A 19,276-nucleotide genomic window follows, 5' to 3' on the forward strand; every position below is an offset into this window, starting at 1 on the left:
GATTGTTTACCAGAACCAGGGCATGAGGCATCCAATAGCACAGTACCCGTATGCGTTGAAACGCAACGGGTAATATCACTAGGAAACCTTCTCTTTTATCCGGACTATGACCGTCGGCTCCGGAGTCTCACCGAATCTGCTGTCCTCAGCCGTTAGGTTACCCCCTTTGGCGGAGCGCTCGTGGGCTTGTCCGCATCAAGATATGATACGGCATCACCACCGGTGGGGACTTGCACCCCGCCCTGAGAAAGTTCGCCATTAACGGCGGAAAGCATTATACGCTGACTGCCTGGAGTGTGTAGAGGCAGCCTTAAAAATTAATTTAAGGCTGAGGGCAGACCCATTGGACGTTTATGGAGATCGACAGGCCCTGGACGCTTCCCGACATCCCAAGCCGATGCCATCAGTGGTAAGCTGGCGGACGCTTAGCAGGTTAATGATTGAGACGGTGGCAACTTTTTTTGAGCTAAGCGGCTTAAAACGTGCCAGAAGGCTTGGCTCCATGATGGCCAATCTGCTGGCCTCCTCCAGAGGGACTCATGTGGCAGTACCTGAAACTCTGCGTAATTTTTAAGCGGTTATTTTGGTGCTGGCTGTTCTGGCAATGTTTGCCGAACTAATTCATCGACTGACAAGTAACATAAGGACTCGCCATGCTCTCGCGTATGCTCGCGCCATTGTTTCGTTACTTTGAAACGCGCGTTGATCCCTATCCCGAAGGCAACGTGACGACGCCTCCCAAGGGACTGGCGGCGTTCATATGGCATTTTTCCCGCCCGGTTTGGCCGCTGTTGCTACTGATGTCGCTGTTCACCGGCCTGGTCTCTGCCGCCGAGGTGGTGTTTTTTAGCTACATGGGCGAGCTGGTGGATTGGCTCGGCAACGTGGATCGGGAGAACTTCTGGGCCGAGCATGGCCTGTGGCTTTCCGGAGTAGGGATTCTTGTGCTGATTGGCCTGCCGCTGTTGGTCTTGGCGCAGTCATTGGTGACGCACCAGAGTATCTTCGGCAACTACCCGATGATTGGCCGCTGGCTATCGCATCGGCACATGCTCAGCCAGAGCCTGGCGTTTTATCAGGACGAGTTTGCCGGGCGGGTGTCGCAGAAAGTCATGCAGACGGCGCTGGCGATTCGCGAAACCGTCACCAAGGTAATGGACCTGCTGGTCTATGCCATTGTGTACTTCACCGGTGCGGCGATTTTACTGGGCCGTGCTGATCCTTGGCTGCTGCTGCCGCTGGGGCTCTGGCTGGCAGGCTATCTGGCAATCATGTGGTTTTTCGTGCCGCGCCTGAGGGATGTTTCCATGGCCCAGGCGGATGCCCGTGCCCAGATGACCGGGCGCGTGGTGGATAGCTATAGCAATATTCAGACCATCAAGCTGTTTGCCGACACCCAGCGTGAACAGGACTACGCCAAGGATGCCATGGAAGGTTTCATGGGCACCGTGCACCGTCAAATGCGCCTCGTCACCATCATGAGCGTGTGCCTGACACTGCTGAATACGGCACTGCTGGTGGGCACAGCGGGGATGGCGATCAGTGCCTGGTACCTGGACGCCATCTCATTGGGCGTGCTTGCCATTGCCATCGCGCTGGTCATGCGGATTCGTTTCATGTCGGACTGGATTTTATGGGAAGTCGCCGGCCTATTTGAAAACATCGGTACGGTGCAGGACGGCATGAACACCATCGCCCAGGAGCCTACCGTTCGTGATACACCCAACGCCCAGGCGCTAAGCGTTCCCCATGGAGCGATTGCTTTCGAGTCGCTGCGCTTCGGCTATGAACAAGCCAAGGGCGAGAACAGAACCGTGTTCGACGGCTTGAGTCTGAATATTGCCCCGGGTGAGAAGATTGGCCTGATCGGCCGCTCCGGGGCGGGTAAGTCGACCCTTGCCAACCTGCTGCTGCGTTTTTACGACCTTCAGGGCGGGCGCATTGTTATCGATGGGCAAGACATCGCCGGGGTTACGCAAACCTCGCTGCGCCACCAGATCGGCATGGTGACCCAGGACACGTCGTTACTGCACCGTTCGCTGCGCGATAACATCCGCTACGGCAGCCCCCATGCCAATGATGACGACGTCTGGGAGGCGGTATGCCGTGCCCATGCGGATACCTTTATCAATGATCTGGTCGACCCGAAAGGGCGGCGTGGGCTGGACGCCCATGTAGGCGAGCGGGGCGTCAAGCTGTCCGGCGGCCAGCGACAGCGCATTGCGATTGCCCGGGTGCTGCTCAAGAATGCCCCGATTCTGGTGCTCGATGAGGCCACCTCGGCGCTGGACTCCGAGGTGGAAGCCGCCATTCAGGAGCAGCTTGATACCCTCATGGAAGGTAAAACGGTGATTGCGATTGCTCATCGGCTGTCCACCATTGCGATGCTCGACCGACTTATCGTGGTCGATGAGGGGCGGATTGTCGAAAGTGGCACTCATGCCCAATTATTGGAAAAGAATGGCATTTATGCGCGTCTCTGGCGTCGGCAATCGGGTGGGTTCATCGGCCTTGATGTCGATGCTGTTAGCCCCAATGATTAATGTACCGACCATTCTGTCCAAAGAGGTGTTCATGCAAGCGATTCAACTCAATCAGCCCGGCGGTCTCGACAAGCTAACGGTAGTGGATCAAGCCGAGCCCGGCGAGCCGGGGAAAGGTGAAATTCGTGTGCGCTTGCACGCCAGTTCGCTGAACTTTCACGACTACGCCGTGGTAGCCGGGATGATCCCCACCGAGGAGGGGCGTATCCCCATGTCGGATGGCGCCGGGGTTGTCGACGCCGTCGGTGAAGGCGTGAGCGAGTTTTCCGTGGGCGACCCGGTGGTGTCGACGTTCTTCCCCGGCTGGTTGGAGGGCCCGGCGCGGGTCGGCGACTTCCGTACCACTCCCGGCGATGGCATCGATGGCTATGCGCGCGAGCAGGTTATCGCGCCTGCCACCTCGTTCACCTATCAGCCGGCTGAATACAGTCACGCCGAATCAGCTACCCTGACCACCGCTGGCCTCACCGCCTGGCGCGCATTAGTCGTCGACGGTGGCCTGAAAGCTGGCGATACGGTGCTGGTGCTGGGTACCGGTGGCGTTTCCATCTTTGCGCTGCAATTTGCCAAGATGATGGGGGCACGGGTCATCGCCACATCGTCCTCCAACGAAAAGCTCGCGCGCCTGCGTGAGATGGGGGCGGAGCACACCATCAACTACAAAGAGACGCCCGAGTGGGGGAAAGCCGTCAAGGCGCTGACCGAAGGCGAAGGCGTTGATCATGTGGTGGAAGTAGGTGGCTCAGGCACGTTGCCGCAGTCGATCGATGCGGTCAAGATCGGCGGTCATATCGCACTGATCGGCATATTGACCGGCCGTGAAGGGGAAATCCCCACCGCCAAGCTGATGGCCAAGCAGGCCACCCTGAAAGGGTTGATCGTGGGCAGCCGCCGCGACCAGATAGAAATGATTCGTGCCATCGAAGCCAATGGCATGCGGCCGATTATCGACCGTGAATTCCCGCTGACCAAAATCGCCGATGCCTTCCGTCATCAAGAATCCGGCGAACACTTCGGCAAGATCTGCCTGACATTCTAGTCGAGCGATAACCCCCAAGACCTTGCGATCAGGCCTTAGTGCCTGGTCTTGCCTTGCACCAGCGCCGCCCTCACGGGCGGCGCTGGTGCGTTAAGCGTTTACTCGTCGTCTGAGGGCAGCTCAGCGCTATGGTAGACGTTTTGTACGTCGTCCAGATCGTTCAGCATGCCGAGCAGTTTTTCGAACATGGCCACATCGTCGCCTTCGACCGGCGTGGTGGTTTGCGGCAGAAACTGAATTTCATCGGCCTCAAACTCGATGTCGCCGAAGGTGTCCAGCAGCGCCTGCTTGGCCTTGGCGTAGTCGGTATGCGGTGCAAACACGGTGATGCGGCCGTCTTCATGTTCGATGTCGGTGACGTCGACATCTGCCTCCATCAGTGTTTCCAGCACGGCTTCCTCGTCGCTACCGGCAAAAGCGAAAATCGCGCAGTGGTCGAACATATGGCTGACGCTGCCGGGGGTGCCGATTTTGCTCTTGGTCTTGGTAAAGCAACCGCGAACGTCGCCGAAGGTGCGGTTGGGGTTGTCGGTCAAGCACTCGACAATCACCATGGCATTTCCTGGGCCGAAGCCCTCGTAGCGCGCCGCTGAAAAGTCTTCGCCGCCCGCCCCGCTGGCTTTATCCAGCGCCTTGTCAATCACGTGAGAAGGTACCTGGTCCTTCTTGGCACGCTCCATCAGCCCGCGTAGCGCCAGGTTGCTATGGGGATCGGTGCCGCCCGACTTGGCGCAAACGTAAATCTCGCGACCGTACTTACTGTAGACCTTCGTCTTGGCATCGGCCGTTTTGGCCATGGATTCTTTACGGTTCTGAAAAGCCCTACCCATGTTGACGTCCTGTAATTAGTGATTCTCCCTGCTGATCAGGGGTGTCATCAAAAAAGCCAAAGTTTACCCAACAGAATATCATGCTAACAGCCTTATTTGCTCAAGCGCAGACGTCGTCTGGATGGTTTTGACGTACACTGTGCGGGTCGCCATTGGCTGGCGGCAAAAGGATAATCAACGATCAAGGAGAATCACATGCCATTCTCGCTATGGTTGTCGCTGGCGGCGGTATGCGCCATGGGCGCCATGTCACCGGGACCCAGTCTGGCGCTGGTGCTGCGCCATACCTTGGGTGGGGGAAGACTGGTGGGTGTGACAGCGGCGTTATGCCATGCCGGTGGCGTTGGGCTTTATGCACTGCTTACCGTGCTGGGTCTGGGCGCGCTGATTGTGCAGTGGCCGGCCCTCTTCCAGTTGATTACCTGGGTAGGGGCTGCATATCTTGCCTGGCTGGGCATTAAAGCGCTGCGTGCCGGTAGCGCCGGGGCGATGCAGCAACAGGCAATGGTCACGTCCGGCGCTAGGGCCGCCAGAGAGGGCGTCTTGGTGGCGCTTGGCAATCCCAAGCTGATTCTTTTCTTCGTTGCGCTGCTCAGCCAGTTTGTCACGCCCGATATGAGCCTGGTCGCTAAAGCGCTCATCGTGGTGACGGCGATGGTCATTGACGGGGGGTGGTACGTGCTGGTGGCCGTTGCCCTGTCGCATTCAAGCGTGCTGCCCTGGCTTCAGCGCCGTGCCCATTGGATCAACCGGGTGACCGGGGTATTGCTGCTGGCATTGGCGCTTCGCGTGGTGGCCGGTCCGCTGGTCTAGATCGGCATTGGCTGGCTCGAGGAACTGGTGCGTTGGGCATAGAAATGGCATGGTAAGTGGCGAGGCGTTCCAGGGGGAAAGCGGCAGATGACACTTTACGATCAGGATTGTTATAACCACATGGGGCAGCCGTTTAATCTGCGGGCGTTGCAGGGGCAGGTGTTGCTGATCGTCAACGTTGCCAGCCGCTGTGGCTATACCCCGCAACTCAAAGAGCTGGAAACGCTTTACCAACGCTATCGAGATTGCGGCTTCACGGTACTGGGGTTTCCCTGCGACCAGTTTGGCAAACAGTCCCCGGAAAGCGCTGAGGCCTTTTGTACTTTTGGCGAGCAGCAATACGGCGTCACATTTCCGCTCATGGAAAAAGTGCGGGTTAACGGCGGGGACGCTCACCCGCTGTTCGTCCTGTTAAAGCGTGAGGCGCCCGGCATGTTGGGCACAACAATGATCAAATGGAATTTTACAAAATTCCTGGTCGGGCGTGATGGCAAGGTCATTGCGCGCTTTGGTCCCCGGGATCATGGCCGCTCGTTACGGCTACGCCTGGAACGCGCGCTCGACGAGATTTAAGTCTCGCCGCGGGCGACCATCACCCGGTTCATCAGCTCGTTCCAACGGTGGCGAACCATCATGGTCGTCAGGCCTGAAAAAAGCGCCCAACTCTTGCGCCGCCAGCCTGTTAAACGCAGGTTGTGGCTGACCAGTTGCTGCATCAGCTTGCGATCATTGAACTCACGCCATTCGCTGGCAATGGACAGTTGGTGGCGGGCCATCACCGGCGCCATCTCCAAGCGGAACATCCATTCAAGCTCTTTGAAGGTCATCTCAAAGCGCTGAACGACCTCAACCATCTGGGCGTAATCGCGTTCACTTGGCTCGCGGTCCAGCCATAACGGGGCCAGTGCCAACCACAAATCGCCACGTTCATCGACTAGCTGCTGTGCGTTCATTAACAAAGCCTCACGGGCGGTCAGGGATAAAACAATATCCTGACGTGAAAGGTCCATAAGCTCAATAGCGGACAGCGCCGCCCGAGACCGCTAGAATAGTGCCACTGATGAGCTAAACACGTTATTTTGAAAGCGAGGTTCCCTTTGATTATTAAACCCAAAGTACGCGGCTTTATTTGCACGACCACCCACCCGGTTGGCTGCGAGCAAAACGTTCGCGAGCAGATTGAAGCGACCCGCGCACGCGGTTTGGACAAGAGCGCCGGCCCTAAAAAAGTGCTGGTGATCGGGGCTTCCAGCGGCTACGGCCTGGCGGCGCGCATTACCGCGGCGTTTGGCTACGGGGCGGATACCCTGGGCGTGTTCTTTGAAAAGCCGGCGACAGAGAAAAAGCCTGGCACAGCGGGTTGGTACAACAGCGCAGCGTTTGACAAATTTGCCAAGCAGGAAGGCCTTTACAGCAAGTCGATCAACGGCGATGCGTTCTCCCACGAAGCGCGCCAGAAAGCCATTGAACTGATCAAGCAGGACATGGGCGAAGTCGACCTTGTGGTCTATTCGCTGGCATCGCCGGTGCGCAAACTGCCGGATAGCGGTGAACTCAAGCGCTCAAGCCTCAAGCCGATTGGCGAAACCTACCGCGCCACCGCGATCGACACCAACAAGGACGCCATCATCGAAGCCGAGGTGGAGCCCGCGACCCAGCAGGAGATCGACGATACCATCACTGTGATGGGCGGCGAAGATTGGGAACTGTGGATGGATGCGCTGGACCAGGCCGGTGTGCTCGCCAAGGGCGCGCGCAGTGTGGCGTTCAGCTATATCGGCACTGAGATCACCTGGCCGATCTACTGGCACGGCGCGCTGGGCAAGGCCAAGGAAGACCTGGACCGTGCCGCCGCGGCAATCGATACCAGGCTGAAAGAGACCGGTGGGGGTGCCAATGTGGCGGTACTCAAGTCGGTGGTCACCCAGGCCAGCGCGGCGATCCCGGTGATGCCGCTGTATATCGCCATGGTGTATCGCATCATGAAAGAGCAGGGCGTCCACGAGGGCACGATCGATCAGCTTAACCGCTTGTTCGGCGAGCGGCTCTACGCCCCGCAAGACGGTGAGATGGCCACTGATGACGTCGGCCGTCTGCGCCTGGATGACTGGGAGTTGCGTGACGATATCCAGAAGGCCTGCCAGGACCTGTGGTCGGAGGTCACCACCGAGAACCTGTTCGAGATCACCGACTACGCGGGCTACAAGCACGACTTCCTGAAACTGTTTGGCTTCGAGCGTGATGATGTAGATTACGACGCCGATGTTGACCCGATGGTCGACTTTGATGTTGTCAATCTATAAACCGGTCAGCGCTAATTGGTGTTGCGACCGCTAAGTGTTACAGAAACGTCGGGCCTGGGAGCTCGGCGTTTTTGCATTTATACGTCATGTTTTGTTTACCACGACGTAGCCACTGCCTTTACCCAGGCAATTGGTTAAGATGTCGGTTTGTTTTCGTCACGGCGGTTTTCCATGCAGCATAACCCAGTCAACTCCCCCAATGCCGCGTCACGACGGCGGGTAGCGTTTGTGCTGCTGCCGGGGTTTTCGATGCTGGCGCATGCTGCCGCGCTGGAACCTTTGCAAATGGCCAACCAGCTCAGCGGGCAGATGCTTTATCAAACCGTCACGCTGAGTATGGATGACGAATCCGTCCGCAGCGGTGCGCAGCTTTCCGTGCTGGCGCAGCATACCTTGGCAAGCACGCCTGGGCCGCTTGATTTATTGCTGGTCTGCGCCCCTACGCCGCTGCCTTATGCACTGCCCGCCAAGCTCAATGAATGGCTGCGGGGATACGTGGGGCGCGGCGTGATGTTGGGAGGGCTGGCGGGTGGCACCGAGGTGCTGGCGCGCTGCGGGCTGCTGGAAGGTTACCGCGCCACGCTGCCCTGGCAGCGGTTCGACGCCTTTTCCCAGGCCTATCCGCAAGTCACGCTTTCCCAGCAGCTGTTTGAGATTGACCGCGACCGGCTTTCCTGTGCAGGTGGCACCGCGGCGATGGACATGATACTGACGCTTATCGGTCAGCATCACGGCGCTCGCCTGGCCGAGCAGGTTTCGGAACAGTTCGTTTGCGACCGGATTCGCCTGGCGGACGAGCGCCAGCATGTGCCGCTGCGTAGCCGTCTGGGTCACGCGCCGCAAAGCCTGGTGGATGCCGTGACGCTGATGGAAGCCAATATCGAGGAACCGCTCTCTACCCTGGAACTTGCCGAGCATCTGGGAATATCCCGGCGCCAGTTGGAGCGGTTGTTCAAAAAATACCTGCAGGCGGTGCCCAGCCGCTACTACCTGGACCTGCGTCTTCAGGAAGCCCGCAAACAGCTACGGGAAAGCGACCTGGCGGTAGGCGATATTGCCTTTGCCACCGGCTTTTCTTCCGGGGCACATTTTTCTACCGCCTACCGACACCATTTCGGCATGACACCGAGGGAAGAGCGCCTGAATTAAAGGGATTAGGTTAGATGGATCAGGTTAATGTATCCACGATGCCACCTTCCACGCGCAGGGCGGCGCCGGTGGTGGCGCTGGCTTGGGTGGAGGCTGCATAAACACTCATGCTGGCGACCTCTTCGGGTGTCGCCAGGCGCTGAATGATGGAAGAGGGACGGTTCTCCTGCACAAAGCGCGCTTCCACCTCCTGCTGAGAAATACCTTCTTTCTCCGCGATTTCGCCAATCATGTTGAGCACCCCTTCTGAGCGGGTTGGCCCCGGCAGAATGGCATTGACGGTCACCTGTGTGCCGCTCAATACCTTGGCAAGCCCCCGCGATACCGACAGCAATGCTGATTTGGTCATGCCGTAATGGACCATTTCGCTGGGGATGTTGATGCCCGATTCACTGGACAGGAACTGGATGCGGCCCCAGTTGCGCTCACGCATTCCCTGGGCGTAATGGCGTGAAAGGCGCACGGCGCTCATGATATTAACGTCGAAGAACTGCTGCCAAGTGGCGTCGTCGACCTCAAAAAAGTCCTGTGGGCCGAAGATGCCGACGTTGTTGATCAGGATGTCGGTGCTGGGCTGTTGTTCGATCAGCGTCTGGCAGCCTTCAGCGGTGCCCAGGTCGGCGGCCACGCCCGTCGCCTTGGCGTTGGGAACGTCTTTCTTGATGGCCGCGATGGCCTCGTCAATACGTGCCTGGGTGCGCCCGGTGATGACGACATCGGCACCTGCATTGGCCAAACCCTGGGCAATCGCAAAGCCGATACCTGCGGTCGAGCCGGTAATAATGGCGTGCTTGCCGTTAAGATCAATCTGCATGGGGTGTGCTCCTCTCTTACTGAGTATCAGTACCTCGCTACACAACGGGTAACTTTATAGCTTGCTAATGAGTGTGGTGCTCTTTTAGGTTTCTTCAAGGGGGAGGTCTTCAATTGATCAGGCTTTCAGTCGCATGCTGAGCACTGAGCCAGTAAAAGGGGCCTTGCGACCCTCCTTTATGACTTGGCATTCGGCGGCATCACCACCCACTCCGGTTCCTCGAATTCGCCGATCAGGCGGATCTCGCAGCAGGGGGCCGCACGGCGGATGATCTCCTTGATCTCCGGGTTGGGCTGGGTTTCCATGGCGTCGCGGCTGGCCTTGCTGTCCCAGTGGGCAATGGCGATCAGGGTGCTGGGGTCGCCAATCTTGCGATGCAGCTCGGTGCCGCGTGCCCCTGGCGCCTGCTGGATGAGCTGGCTGGCGCGGACCCAGGCGTCGGCGTAGTCCTCGGCGCGGTAGCCGTCGCGGATATGCACTTCAAAGATATATTTCATGGCGCTTCTCCCTGTTGCTGCTGCTGAAACTTTCGATCCTGGGCCAGTGTATCCCGCCCACCCGTCCCCAACTGCTTCTTTTCCTGCGCCGCTAGTCGAGCGCAATGCTCAGCGTCTGCCGGGCCTTGCAGGGGTAGCCGTGGCGCAGGTGCAGGGTGCGCTCGTCGAGGTTCATCACCACCGCGAACAGAGTCTCCATGCGCTCGGCCTCGGGCAGGTCGATGTCAGTGTGCTTGCAGATCGACATGGGCGCATTGTGGTGGTCGCTCAGTACGTCGAACAGCGCGCTGACGCTGGCCTCGGGCGGTGGGTCGAGCAACTCATCGAGGCGGCGCAGGCGCACATGGGAGTCGGGCTTGGGGAAGTCGGCGACACAGGCGGTGGTGGCCGCGGCGTAGAGGTGGTTGGTGTGGGTCACCCGCCCGTCGCGGGCCTCGAGTACCCCCGGTGGCCCGGGCTGTACCTCGAAACCGGCGGCCTGGCCTGCAGCGCTGGCGACCAGAAAGTGTGCCGGTGAGGCGACGCGGTCTTCCGCGACGATGCGCTGGGCGCTGGCGAAACCGTCGCTTTCGAGAAGCTTGCGCAGGGCGACGTGGATCGGCAGGCCGTCGCCGCAGGTCTGCGAGCGGATGGCGTTGAGACACACGCCGAGGCCGTGGGCGTTGAGGCCTATCTTGGCCAGCATCCCCGCCTCGCCGACGCTGACCAGCGACGGAGCGTCGTCGCCCTCTATGTGCAGTACCACCACGTTATCGAGCTGGTCGAGGCGCCAGTCCCAGTTCTGGGCCAGCCACTGCCGACCCTGCTGGTAGAGCGAGAAGGCGGAACAGCCGCCGCTGGCTTGGGTTAGCGAGATCTCACTGCGGCAGTTGAGGGTGAGGATGTCGTCGCGCTGCAGGTCGGCGCCCTCGGCAATGCCCTCGAGCTCATCCAGGATCGCCGGAAAGCCGCGTTCGATAGCCGGTATAAAGCGTCGCGCCGCCTGTCGGGCTGCAGCCCAGTCGAGGCCTGCAAAGTCTTGAAACAGCCGGTCATAGACCTCAATGCTGCGCTGAATCTGTGCGGCGTGGCGCTGGCCATGGACCACGCCAATGGCATGGCGGCTACCACGCAGTTGGGTTACGTTGAGCATGCGGCGTGCTCCTCGGGCGGATTTACTCAAGCCTACCGCGAACAGCGTTGAAGTGCAGGTGGGTGCTTGGATACGCAGGCTCACGGATTTGCTCGCCCTTGATGGCCGACACTGCGCACCGATGCCTGGATTCCGCGCCTTATTCAATGTTTGAGGAAAGGGCGCGGCTGACAGCTACCGAAGGGCATCAGGCGTCCCCAAACGACTAAATACGTCACTGATACCGTGAGGTGAGAAGGATGGATATAGAGTGTTAAAAAAGGGGGCGCGTTAAATGCTGCTTTTCATAATTTGCCGTCCCATTGCTGAAAGCAGTTACCCTATTCGGCCCCTTATACTGTTTTCATTCCCTTACCCCACTGGAGGTAGCGTCCCATGAGCCACACCCCAAACCGTCAGGATTTCGATCACTATATGGCGCCCAATTACGCCCCGCAGCAGGTCATCCCGGTGCGAGGAGAAGGCAGCCGCTTGTGGGACCAGCAGGGGCGTGAATATATCGATTTTGCCGGGGGCATCGCGGTCAATTCCCTGGGGCACTGCCATCCGGTACTGGTCGATGCGCTAAAGGATCAGGGTGAAAAGCTGTGGCACCTTTCCAATGTGTTTACCAACGAGCCAGCGCTGAACCTGGCCAAGGCGCTGGTCGATCGGACCTTCGCCGATAAGGTCTTCCTGTGCTCCTCCGGCGGTGAAGCCAATGAGGCCGCGTTGAAGCTGGCTCGCCGCTGGGCTGTGGATAACCACGGTGAGCATAAAGATAAAATCATCTCGTTTTATCAGTCGTTCCATGGGCGCACTTTTTTCACCGTGAGCGTGGGGGGGCAGCCCAAGTATTCACAGGGGTTTGGTCCGGTGCCCGGTGGTATCCTGCATGCCAACTACAATGATCTGGAAAGTGTGCGCAAGCTGGTAGGCGACGACACCTGCGCGATCATGGTCGAGCCCATGCAGGGCGAGGGCGGCATCGTGCCCGGCACGCAGGACTTCCTCCAGGGGCTGCGCGATCTGTGCGACGAGCACAATGCGCTGTTGATCTTTGATGAAGTGCAAACCGGCGTGGGCCGCAGCGGCGAACTCTACGCGTATAAAAATTACGGTATTACCCCGGATATTCTCACCAGCGCCAAATCCCTGGGCGGCGGTTTCCCTGTGGGGGCAATGCTGGCGACTGATGCGGTGGCAAAATCATTGGTCATCGGTACCCACGGCTCCACCTACGGCGGCAACGCGCTGGCATCTGCCGTTGCCCTGGCGGCGGTCGAGTTTATCGATACTCCCGAGGTACTTGAAGGTGTCAAAAAGCGTCATGACCTGTTTCGCGAGCACCTTGAAACCATCAATCGCAAGTACGGCGTGTTTAAAGAGATTCGCGGTATGGGCCTGCTGATGGGCGCCCAAATGTCCGATGCCTATGAAGGACGTGCCAAAGATATCCTTCCACTGGCGATTGAAGAGGGCTTGATGGCGCTGATTGCCGGGCCCAATGTGCTGCGCATGGCGCCTTCCCTGGTCATTCCGGAAGCGGACATCGCCGAGGGCATGGCCCGCCTGGAACGTGCGATTGAACGGTTAGTTGCCGCCACATGAGTGAAGCCGTAGCAACCCCCGTCTCAAATGCTGAGGGAGCGTTGAGGATGCTGGTAATTCGACCGGTGAAAATGGCCGACCTGGCGGCGCTGGAACAGCTAGCCGAGCACGCAGTACCCAGGCTCACCAATCTACCCGCCAACCGCGAGCGTCTTGAAGAGCGGATTGTGCGCTCCGAGGCGGCCTTCAGCGGCGAGGTGGAGTTCCCCGGCAACGAGCACTATACGTTCGTGCTGGCGGACGACGCCAGTGGCGAAGTGCTGGGCACGGCGACCATTCGCGCTCAGGCAGGCGCTAATGAGGCCTATTACACCTATCGCCAGGAAACGCTGATTCACGCCTCCCAGCAGCTCAACGTTCGCCGGGAAGTGCAAACCCTGGCGCTTTCCCATGAAGTCTCGGATGCCACCCTGCTGTGTGCCTTTTCGCTTAATCCGCGCTACAAGGGCACCAGTGCCGAAAGCTTGCTTCGCCGTGCACGGCTGATGTTTATCGCCCAGTACCCTGAGCGCTTTTCGCGCATTCTGGCGGTGGCATTCCCAGGCTATCTGGATACGCGCAGCGAGTCGCCATTCTGGGAGAGCGTGGGGCGGCACTTTTTCGCCCGCAGCTTCCAGGAGATGAATCATATTGCCGGGGTGCGCTCGAAAAGCTTTATCGCCGAAGTCATGCCCCAGTTTCCCCTCTATCTGCCCCTGCTAACGCCCCAGGCGCGGGCAGCGATTGGCCGTGAACACCCGGCCCATGAAGAGGCCCTGGAAGAAATGCTGGCGGAGGGCTTTGTGCGCTCGCGCCATGTGGATATTTTCGACGCCGGGCCGATTGTCAAAACCGAACGTGAGCGCCTGGAAACCTTCCGCTCGGCAGCGTGGCATCCGGTCCGGGTTCGTCCTGAACACGCGCTTCCTGACGCGGAACCGGCGATGATTGCCAACCAGAAACTGGGGGGCTTCCGCTGCATTGTGGCACGCTATGCGCTGTCGCCCACCGGTCAGTTGATGCTGTCGCCCGAGCATGCCGAACGCTTGGGCGTGGAAGAGGGCCGCGCGGTGCTCGCCGCGCCGTTAACCTTGCCCAGCGCGGTAGATGCGCTTGATGAAGGAGAAATGTAATGCGCATTCGACCCATTGCCCGGGATGATCTTGATGGGCTCCAGGCGCTTGCGCAGCAGGCCGGTGTGGGGTTTACCTCGTTGCCGGATAATCGCGAGTTTCTGGCTGGCAAGATTGAAGCTGCTGCCCGCGCTTTTGAAGAGCGCACCCCAGTGGATGACCGGCTTTATTTCTTCGTTCTGGAAGACGAAGACAACGGCGAACTCGCGGGTTGTTGCGCGATTGAGGGCCAGGTCGGTCGCGAAGTGCCGTTCTACAATTACCGGCTGGGCACGCTGGCGCATTCCTCTGTACAGCTGGATTTGCACCGCACCATCGACACGCTGTTTTTAAGCTCCGACCATACCGGCGATGCCGAAGTGTGCTCGCTTTTTCTGCGCCCGGAATACCGCGGCGAAGCCAACAAGCATTTGCGCAACGGCGCGTTGCTCTCCAAGGCGCGCTGGCTGTTTATCGCCCAGTTCCGCGACCGTTTCCCCGATAAAGTGCTGGCGGAAATGCGCGGCGTTTTTGATGAGCACAACACCAGCCCCTTCTGGGAAAGTCTGGGCAAACACTTTTTTCCAATGGATTTCAATGAGGCCGATCGCCTGACCGGTCTTGGGCAAAAGAGTTTTATCGGCGAGCTGATGCCCAAGTTCCCGATCTATACCACCTTTATGTCAGAAGACGCGCGTGCCTGCATTGGGCAGGTGCATCGGCATACCCGCCCGGCCATGGAAATGCTTAGAAAAGAGGGGCTTCGTTGGGAGGGGTATATCGATATTTTCGACGGTGGCCCAACGGTGGAAGCCTACATTGACGATGTACGCGCCATCCGCAACTCACGGCTCTGCCAAGTGGAGGTGGCCAACAGCGCGCCGCAGGAGAGCCTCAGCCGCTGGCTTGCCGCGACCACCGATATGCTCAGCTTTACCGCGAGCTGGATAGGCCGTGCCCCCACTGAAGACAATACTATCGTGCTGAGTGAAGCCGAAGCACAGCGTTTGAGTGTCACTACCGGTGATCATTTACGGCTACTCGAGACCTAGGCGACGTTTACAGGAGAGTTTTATATGCACGCCCAACAGCAGCAACTGATCAACGGCGCCTGGGTAGCTGGCGAAGCAGCGACTTTGACGAAGGTTGACCCGGTTTCCGGGGCACTGCTTTGGCAAGGGGCGGAAGCCTCCGGTGAGCAGGTCGCCTCAGCCGTCAGCGCCGCACGTAGCGCCTTTCCCGACTGGGCGCGCACGCCGTTTGCCGACCGCCAGGCGCTGGTCGAGCGTTTTGTCGAGGTGCTGACCGCCCGCCGCGAAGCGCTGGCTGTCGCCATTGCCTCCGAGACCGGCAAGCCGCTCTGGGAAGCGCGCACCGAAGCGGGCGCGATGATCGGTAAAGTGGCGCTTTCACTCAAGGCTTACCATGAGCGCACCGGCGAACGGGAAAAAGACGTCGGTAGCGCCAAAGCCGTGCTGCGCCATCGCCCCCACGGCGTGATGGCGGTGTTCGGTCCCTACAATTTCCCGGGTCATCTGCCCAACGGCCATATGGTGCCCGCGCTGTTGGCGGGAAACTGTGTCGTCTTCAAGCCCAGCGACCAGACGCCGCTGACCGCCGATTTGACCCTGCAGTGCTGGCTGGAAGCCGGTCTGCCCGCAGGCGTCATCAACCTGGTGCAGGGCGGTGTGCCGGTTGGTCAGGCGTTGGCAGCTAACCCTGATATTGATGGCCTGCTGTTTACCGGTAGCGCCAAGGTGGGCGGCATGCTCCACCAGCAGTTTGCCGGTCAACTGGATAAAATCCTCGCGCTGGAGCTTGGCGGTAACAATCCGCTGGTGGTGAAAGACGTGGAAGATGAGCGCGCCGCGGTGCTGAGCATTCTGCAGTCGGCGTTTCTCTCCGGCGGCCAGCGCTGTACCTGCGCGCGGCGCTTGATGGTGCCTAAGGGCGAGGTCGGTGACAGGCTGATCGACGCGCTGTCAGACGCTATCGCCAAGCTGCACGTGGCGGGCCAGTTCGAGGAAGAACCTGCGCCGTTTTTCGGGGGCTTGGTCAGCGTGGCTGCCGCGGATGGCCTGCTCAAGGCCCAGGATGAGCTGGAGTCCATGGGCGGCACGGTGATCAATCGTATGCAGCGTCTACAGGACAACACCAGCCTGCTCAGCCCCGCGCTGATCGACGTGACCGGCTTGGACGTGCCCGACGAGGAGCACTTCGGCCCGCTGCTGAAAATCCACCGCTATGACGACTGGGATGAAGCGGTACAACTTGCCAACAACACCCGTTACGGGCTTTCCGCCGGGTTAATTGGCGGCGATCAAGCCGACTGGGACGACTTCCTGCTGCGCATTCGCGCCGGGATCGTCAACTGGAACCGCCAGACGACCGGTGCGTCCGGTGACGCGCCCTTCGGTGGCGTAGGGGATAGTGGCAACCACCGCCCCAGTGCCTACTATGCGGCGGATTACTGCGCCTACCCGGTGGCTTCCATGGAAGCCGACAGCCTGGAAATGCCCGACACCTTGCCGCCGGGGGTCAGCTTATGAACACGGCGACCATCAACAACGTCCAGGAAGTCAATTTCGATGGCCTGGTCGGCCCGACCCATAACTATTCGGGCCTGGCCGTGGGTAACGTGGCCTCGATGAGCCACGGCGGCCTGGTGTCCAGCCCCCAAGAGGGCGCGCTGCAGGGGCTCTTGAAGATGAAGTCGCTGATGGACGCGGGCTATGCCCAGGGCGTTCTGCCACCCCAGCAGCGGCCGGATATCGGTGCGCTGCGCGATCTGGGCTTTAGCGGCAGCAACCGTGAGGTATTGGCCTGTGCTGCCAAAGAGGCGCCGCAGCTGCTCCGCGCGGTCTGCTCCGCGTCCAGTATGTGGACCGCCAACGCGGGTACCATCACGCCCAGCATGGATTCACCGGACACTCGGGTACATTTTACGCCGGCCAACCTGCAGTCTAGCTTCCACCGCTACCTGGAGCCGCAAACGACGGGGCGTGTGCTGCAAGCGATCTTCCGCGACGAACGGCATTTCGCGCACCACCCGGTGCTGCCCGCCACCCCGGCCTTTTCCGATGAGGGCGCGGCCAATCACACCCGCCTATGCGGTGAGTACGGCGAACCCGGCGTGCACCTGTTTGTGTATGGCCGCCAGGCGTTTGGTGACGTGCGAAGCGGCGAGCGCGAACCCAAGCGTTATCCTGCCCGGCAAACCCTGGAAGCCAGCCAGGCGGTGGCCCGTCAGCACGGATTGACGGCGTCGCAAACCGTATTTGCCCAACAGCATCCGAACGCCATCGACGCAGGTGTGTTCCATAACGATGTCATCGCCGTGGGCAACGGCCCCGTGCTGCTCTATCACGAAATGGCCTTCCTGGATGAAGAGGGCACACTCGATGAACTTCGCTACAAAATGGCCACGCCATTAATTCCCGTGCGGGTACCCGTAGAGGCGGTGAGTATGGAAGATGCGGTCGCGTCTTATCTGTTCAACTCACAACTCCTCTCCAATCCGGATGGCACCATGACCCTGGTGGTGCCCGGCGAATGCCAGGAGCGCGAGGCGGTATGGCGTACCATCCAGGACTACCTGTTGGCGGGGAATAATCCGATCAGTGAGGTGATGGTCAAGGACGTCAAGCAGAGCATGCGCAACGGCGGCGGCCCTGCCTGCCTGCGCCTGCGTGTGGCTCTTTCCGAGGCAGAACGAGCTGCGCTTACCGGCCGCGTACTGCTCACCGATGCGCTTTACGATGATCTGACCGCTTGGGTAAATCGCCACTACCGCGACCGCCTCGCCCCGGATGATTTGGCCGACCCGCAGCTCGCGGAAGAATCTCTGGTCGCGCTGGATGAGCTTACCCAATTGCTCAAGATCGGGCCTGTTTACCCGTTTCAGTTGGGGTAAGGGCTTAAGCTAAGCTAGCAACCAAAACGCCAAGGCCATGCCTTGGCGTTTTGCATACGATAAGTCCAAGATATCTCAGGTAACTGACGCCTAGAGATTCGCATATGGAAGCCATTATTCGTCGAACCGACGACAAAGCGTTCGCGGAAAACATCATTCGTCAGAACATGTCTGCCTACTATAAGCACCTGGATATGCACTGGGATCCTGACTTGTTCGATAAAAACTGGGACGAGTTTGATAGCTATGCGTTAGTCGTAAATGCTTGCCCAGTTGGTTTGTTATGCTTAAATCGTGAGGCAGGTGCTTACTATATTCGAGAACTGCAAATTGATCAGAAATGGCAGCGACAGGGCCTGGGTACCGCAGCAATCCGATACGCAATGGCAATCGCCCAACAAGCGAACGTTGACTTACTTAGACTACGCGTATTTTCTATCAACCCGGCAACTGCTTTATACGAGCGTATGGGGTTTCGCATTCTCAAAACCGAAGGCGGAACTCACTATATGGAGCGGAGCATTTTCTAACCCAATCAAGTAGCTCGGGTTTGACGATTAAAGGCGCGTGCCGGCATCGCCAGCAGCGCTCAATATTGCAACCTTCATGATATGTCTCTCTTGGATAACTTAGTTAAGTTGCTTGGCTTTGCCAATGTTGAGCAGGGCAATCCCTCCACCAATCAGCAGGGCGCCTGGTAGCAGGCCCTCGGGGGTGGTTTCTCCCTGCAGCAGAATGGCGACGGGTACACCCACCACGGCGCCGACGGAACCCAGTAGGCTTAGAAACACTGGCCCGCCACTTTTCTGTAGCAGGAAAAGCAGCAAGAACTGGCCTGCGAAGACGACCGCTTGAACGGCAATCAGTATGATCGGCAGGGAGCGGCCTGTCGGAACTTGCAGCGAGAAGTCCGGCAGAAAACCCACGCTGAGTAGAATGATGGCGGCGGCGATGAGCATCCCCGGCGCCAGCGCATCGCTGGATACACCTTCTGGCCAGCGCAAGGTTCTGTAAAGATTACCGATGGCCAGCAGCACCGGGCCGATTAAAGCGAGGAGAATCCAGAGGTAATCGGCATCAGGCGCAGAAAGCTTATGAAAGGCCAGGGTGATGGCCCCTGCCAGGGCTGATACGACCCCGGCCGCACGCAACACCTGGAACCGTTCCATGTTTAACGCTAGTGCGCCGAGGTAGGTGAGTAGCGGTGGCAGGGTGATGATCAATGCCACGAAACCGGCACCCACATGGGGGATGGCAGTGAAGAAGAGTAGGTTGGCACCCGCTACGCCGAGCAGTCCTGACATGGCGTAATACTTGACGGTGCGACGGTTAACGGGCGGTAGATTACGGCGGAAGGCGGCAAGAACCAACAAAATGAGTGCCGCCCCTGAAATCGACCAGAACAGAAACGCGAGCGCTGATAGCTGAATATCACCGGCTAGTTTCGCCAAATTGGTCGACAGACCCAGCAAAGCGCCACCGGCTAAAAGGTATACCAGTGGGGCAAGCCAAGCGCTTTTGCATGGGGGAGTTGTGCGGGCAGTGCTTGATAGCGTCATTGG

Annotated in this window: 18 protein-coding genes and 1 riboswitch; of the genes, 12 read left to right on the top strand and 6 right to left on the bottom strand. The window is 59.2% G+C overall.

The features are described 5' to 3' along the window. Positions 1-83: 83 nt before the first annotated feature. Positions 84-254, bottom strand: a riboswitch (FMN riboswitch). A 399-nt stretch (positions 255-653) separates the two neighbouring features. Next, the gene (locus tag R3F64_RS13980) at positions 654-2,543 is read left to right on the top strand and encodes an ABC transporter ATP-binding protein (RefSeq protein ID WP_332612078.1); all 1,890 of its coding nucleotides are present in this window, start codon (positions 654-656) and stop codon (positions 2,541-2,543) included. Between the two features lie 31 nt (positions 2,544-2,574). Beyond that, positions 2,575-3,582 carry a zinc-dependent alcohol dehydrogenase family protein gene (locus R3F64_RS13985; RefSeq protein ID WP_085917873.1) on the top strand — a complete coding sequence of 336 codons (1,008 nt, stop codon included), beginning with the start codon at positions 2,575-2,577 and terminating at the stop codon, positions 3,580-3,582. A gap of 98 nt (positions 3,583-3,680) precedes the next feature. On the opposite strand, the gene R3F64_RS13990 is transcribed toward R3F64_RS13985, so the two are convergent. Further along, positions 3,681-4,412 (bottom strand): YebC/PmpR family DNA-binding transcriptional regulator, encoded by a 732-nt coding sequence (locus R3F64_RS13990; protein WP_085917872.1) that lies wholly within the window; start codon positions 4,410-4,412, stop codon positions 3,681-3,683. 195 nt (positions 4,413-4,607) lie between these two features. Here R3F64_RS13990 and R3F64_RS13995 point away from each other — a divergent pair, with 195 nt between their 5' ends. Then, positions 4,608-5,225 carry a LysE family translocator gene (locus R3F64_RS13995; RefSeq protein ID WP_264827186.1) on the top strand — a complete coding sequence of 206 codons (618 nt, stop codon included), beginning with the start codon at positions 4,608-4,610 and terminating at the stop codon, positions 5,223-5,225. Positions 5,226-5,312: 87 nt separating this feature from the next. Beyond that, positions 5,313-5,798, top strand: coding sequence for a glutathione peroxidase (locus tag R3F64_RS14000; RefSeq protein ID WP_332612080.1), 486 nt, complete (start codon positions 5,313-5,315; stop codon positions 5,796-5,798). On the opposite strand, the gene R3F64_RS14005 is transcribed toward R3F64_RS14000, so the two are convergent. Further along, a complete protein-coding gene (locus tag R3F64_RS14005; RefSeq protein WP_085917906.1) occupies positions 5,795-6,178 on the bottom strand; it encodes a DUF7079 family protein in 384 nt (127 codons plus the stop codon). The two genes, R3F64_RS14000 and R3F64_RS14005, sit on opposite strands and share 4 nt — an antisense overlap. 144 nt (positions 6,179-6,322) lie before the next feature. On the opposite strand from R3F64_RS14005, the gene fabV reads away from it, so the two are divergent. Both fabV and R3F64_RS14015 read left to right on the top strand, forming a co-directional pair. After that, a complete protein-coding gene (fabV, locus tag R3F64_RS14010; protein ID WP_085917869.1) occupies positions 6,323-7,528 on the top strand; it encodes an enoyl-ACP reductase FabV in 1,206 nt (401 codons plus the stop codon). A 171-nt stretch (positions 7,529-7,699) separates the two neighbouring features. Further along, positions 7,700-8,677: a GlxA family transcriptional regulator gene (locus tag R3F64_RS14015; RefSeq protein ID WP_332612081.1), complete on the top strand. Its 978-nt coding sequence runs from the start codon at positions 7,700-7,702 to the stop codon at positions 8,675-8,677. A 19-nt stretch (positions 8,678-8,696) separates the two neighbouring features. On the opposite strand, the gene R3F64_RS14020 is transcribed toward R3F64_RS14015, so the two are convergent. From R3F64_RS14020 to R3F64_RS14030, 3 genes are all read right to left on the bottom strand, one after another. Continuing rightward, a complete protein-coding gene (locus R3F64_RS14020; protein ID WP_332612082.1) occupies positions 8,697-9,491 on the bottom strand; it encodes an SDR family NAD(P)-dependent oxidoreductase in 795 nt (264 codons plus the stop codon). Between the two features lie 176 nt (positions 9,492-9,667). Then, positions 9,668-9,988 (bottom strand): antibiotic biosynthesis monooxygenase family protein, encoded by a 321-nt coding sequence (locus R3F64_RS14025; protein ID WP_199284807.1) that lies wholly within the window; start codon positions 9,986-9,988, stop codon positions 9,668-9,670. Positions 9,989-10,079: 91 nt separating this feature from the next. Further along, positions 10,080-11,204 carry a C45 family peptidase gene (locus R3F64_RS14030; RefSeq protein WP_332612083.1) on the bottom strand — a complete coding sequence of 375 codons (1,125 nt, stop codon included), beginning with the start codon at positions 11,202-11,204 and terminating at the stop codon, positions 10,080-10,082. Positions 11,205-11,495: 291 nt separating this feature from the next. On the opposite strand from R3F64_RS14030, the gene R3F64_RS14035 reads away from it, so the two are divergent. The 6 genes from R3F64_RS14035 (at position 11,496) to R3F64_RS14060 (ending at position 18,244) form a co-directional block, all read left to right on the top strand. After that, entirely contained in the window at positions 11,496-12,710 is a 1,215-nt protein-coding gene (locus tag R3F64_RS14035; RefSeq protein ID WP_332612085.1) for an aspartate aminotransferase family protein, read from the top strand. 47 nt (positions 12,711-12,757) lie between these two features. Beyond that, positions 12,758-13,822 carry an arginine N-succinyltransferase gene (locus R3F64_RS14040; RefSeq protein ID WP_085917864.1) on the top strand — a complete coding sequence of 355 codons (1,065 nt, stop codon included), beginning with the start codon at positions 12,758-12,760 and terminating at the stop codon, positions 13,820-13,822. After that, the gene (gene astA, locus R3F64_RS14045) at positions 13,822-14,853 is read left to right on the top strand and encodes an arginine N-succinyltransferase (RefSeq protein WP_085917863.1); all 1,032 of its coding nucleotides are present in this window, start codon (positions 13,822-13,824) and stop codon (positions 14,851-14,853) included. Before R3F64_RS14040 ends, astA begins: the two co-directional genes overlap by 1 nt. Positions 14,854-14,877: 24 nt before the next feature. Continuing rightward, the gene (gene astD / locus R3F64_RS14050; RefSeq protein WP_085917862.1) at positions 14,878-16,350 is read left to right on the top strand and encodes a succinylglutamate-semialdehyde dehydrogenase; all 1,473 of its coding nucleotides are present in this window, start codon (positions 14,878-14,880) and stop codon (positions 16,348-16,350) included. After that, a complete protein-coding gene (gene astB / locus R3F64_RS14055; protein WP_332612089.1) occupies positions 16,347-17,714 on the top strand; it encodes an N-succinylarginine dihydrolase in 1,368 nt (455 codons plus the stop codon). Before astD ends, astB begins: the two co-directional genes overlap by 4 nt. 104 nt (positions 17,715-17,818) lie before the next feature. Next, positions 17,819-18,244 carry a GNAT family N-acetyltransferase gene (locus R3F64_RS14060; protein ID WP_085917860.1) on the top strand — a complete coding sequence of 142 codons (426 nt, stop codon included), beginning with the start codon at positions 17,819-17,821 and terminating at the stop codon, positions 18,242-18,244. 99 nt (positions 18,245-18,343) lie between these two features. Here the strand turns inward: R3F64_RS14060 and R3F64_RS14065 are convergent, their stop codons facing one another. Further along, positions 18,344-19,273, bottom strand: coding sequence for a DMT family transporter (locus R3F64_RS14065; protein WP_085917859.1), 930 nt, complete (start codon positions 19,271-19,273; stop codon positions 18,344-18,346). Positions 19,274-19,276: the final 3 nt, after the last annotated feature.

Source organism: Halomonas sp. 5021, from assembly GCF_036663435.1.
In the GTDB taxonomy this organism is placed as follows: domain Bacteria; phylum Pseudomonadota; class Gammaproteobacteria; order Pseudomonadales; family Halomonadaceae; genus Vreelandella; species Vreelandella janggokensis.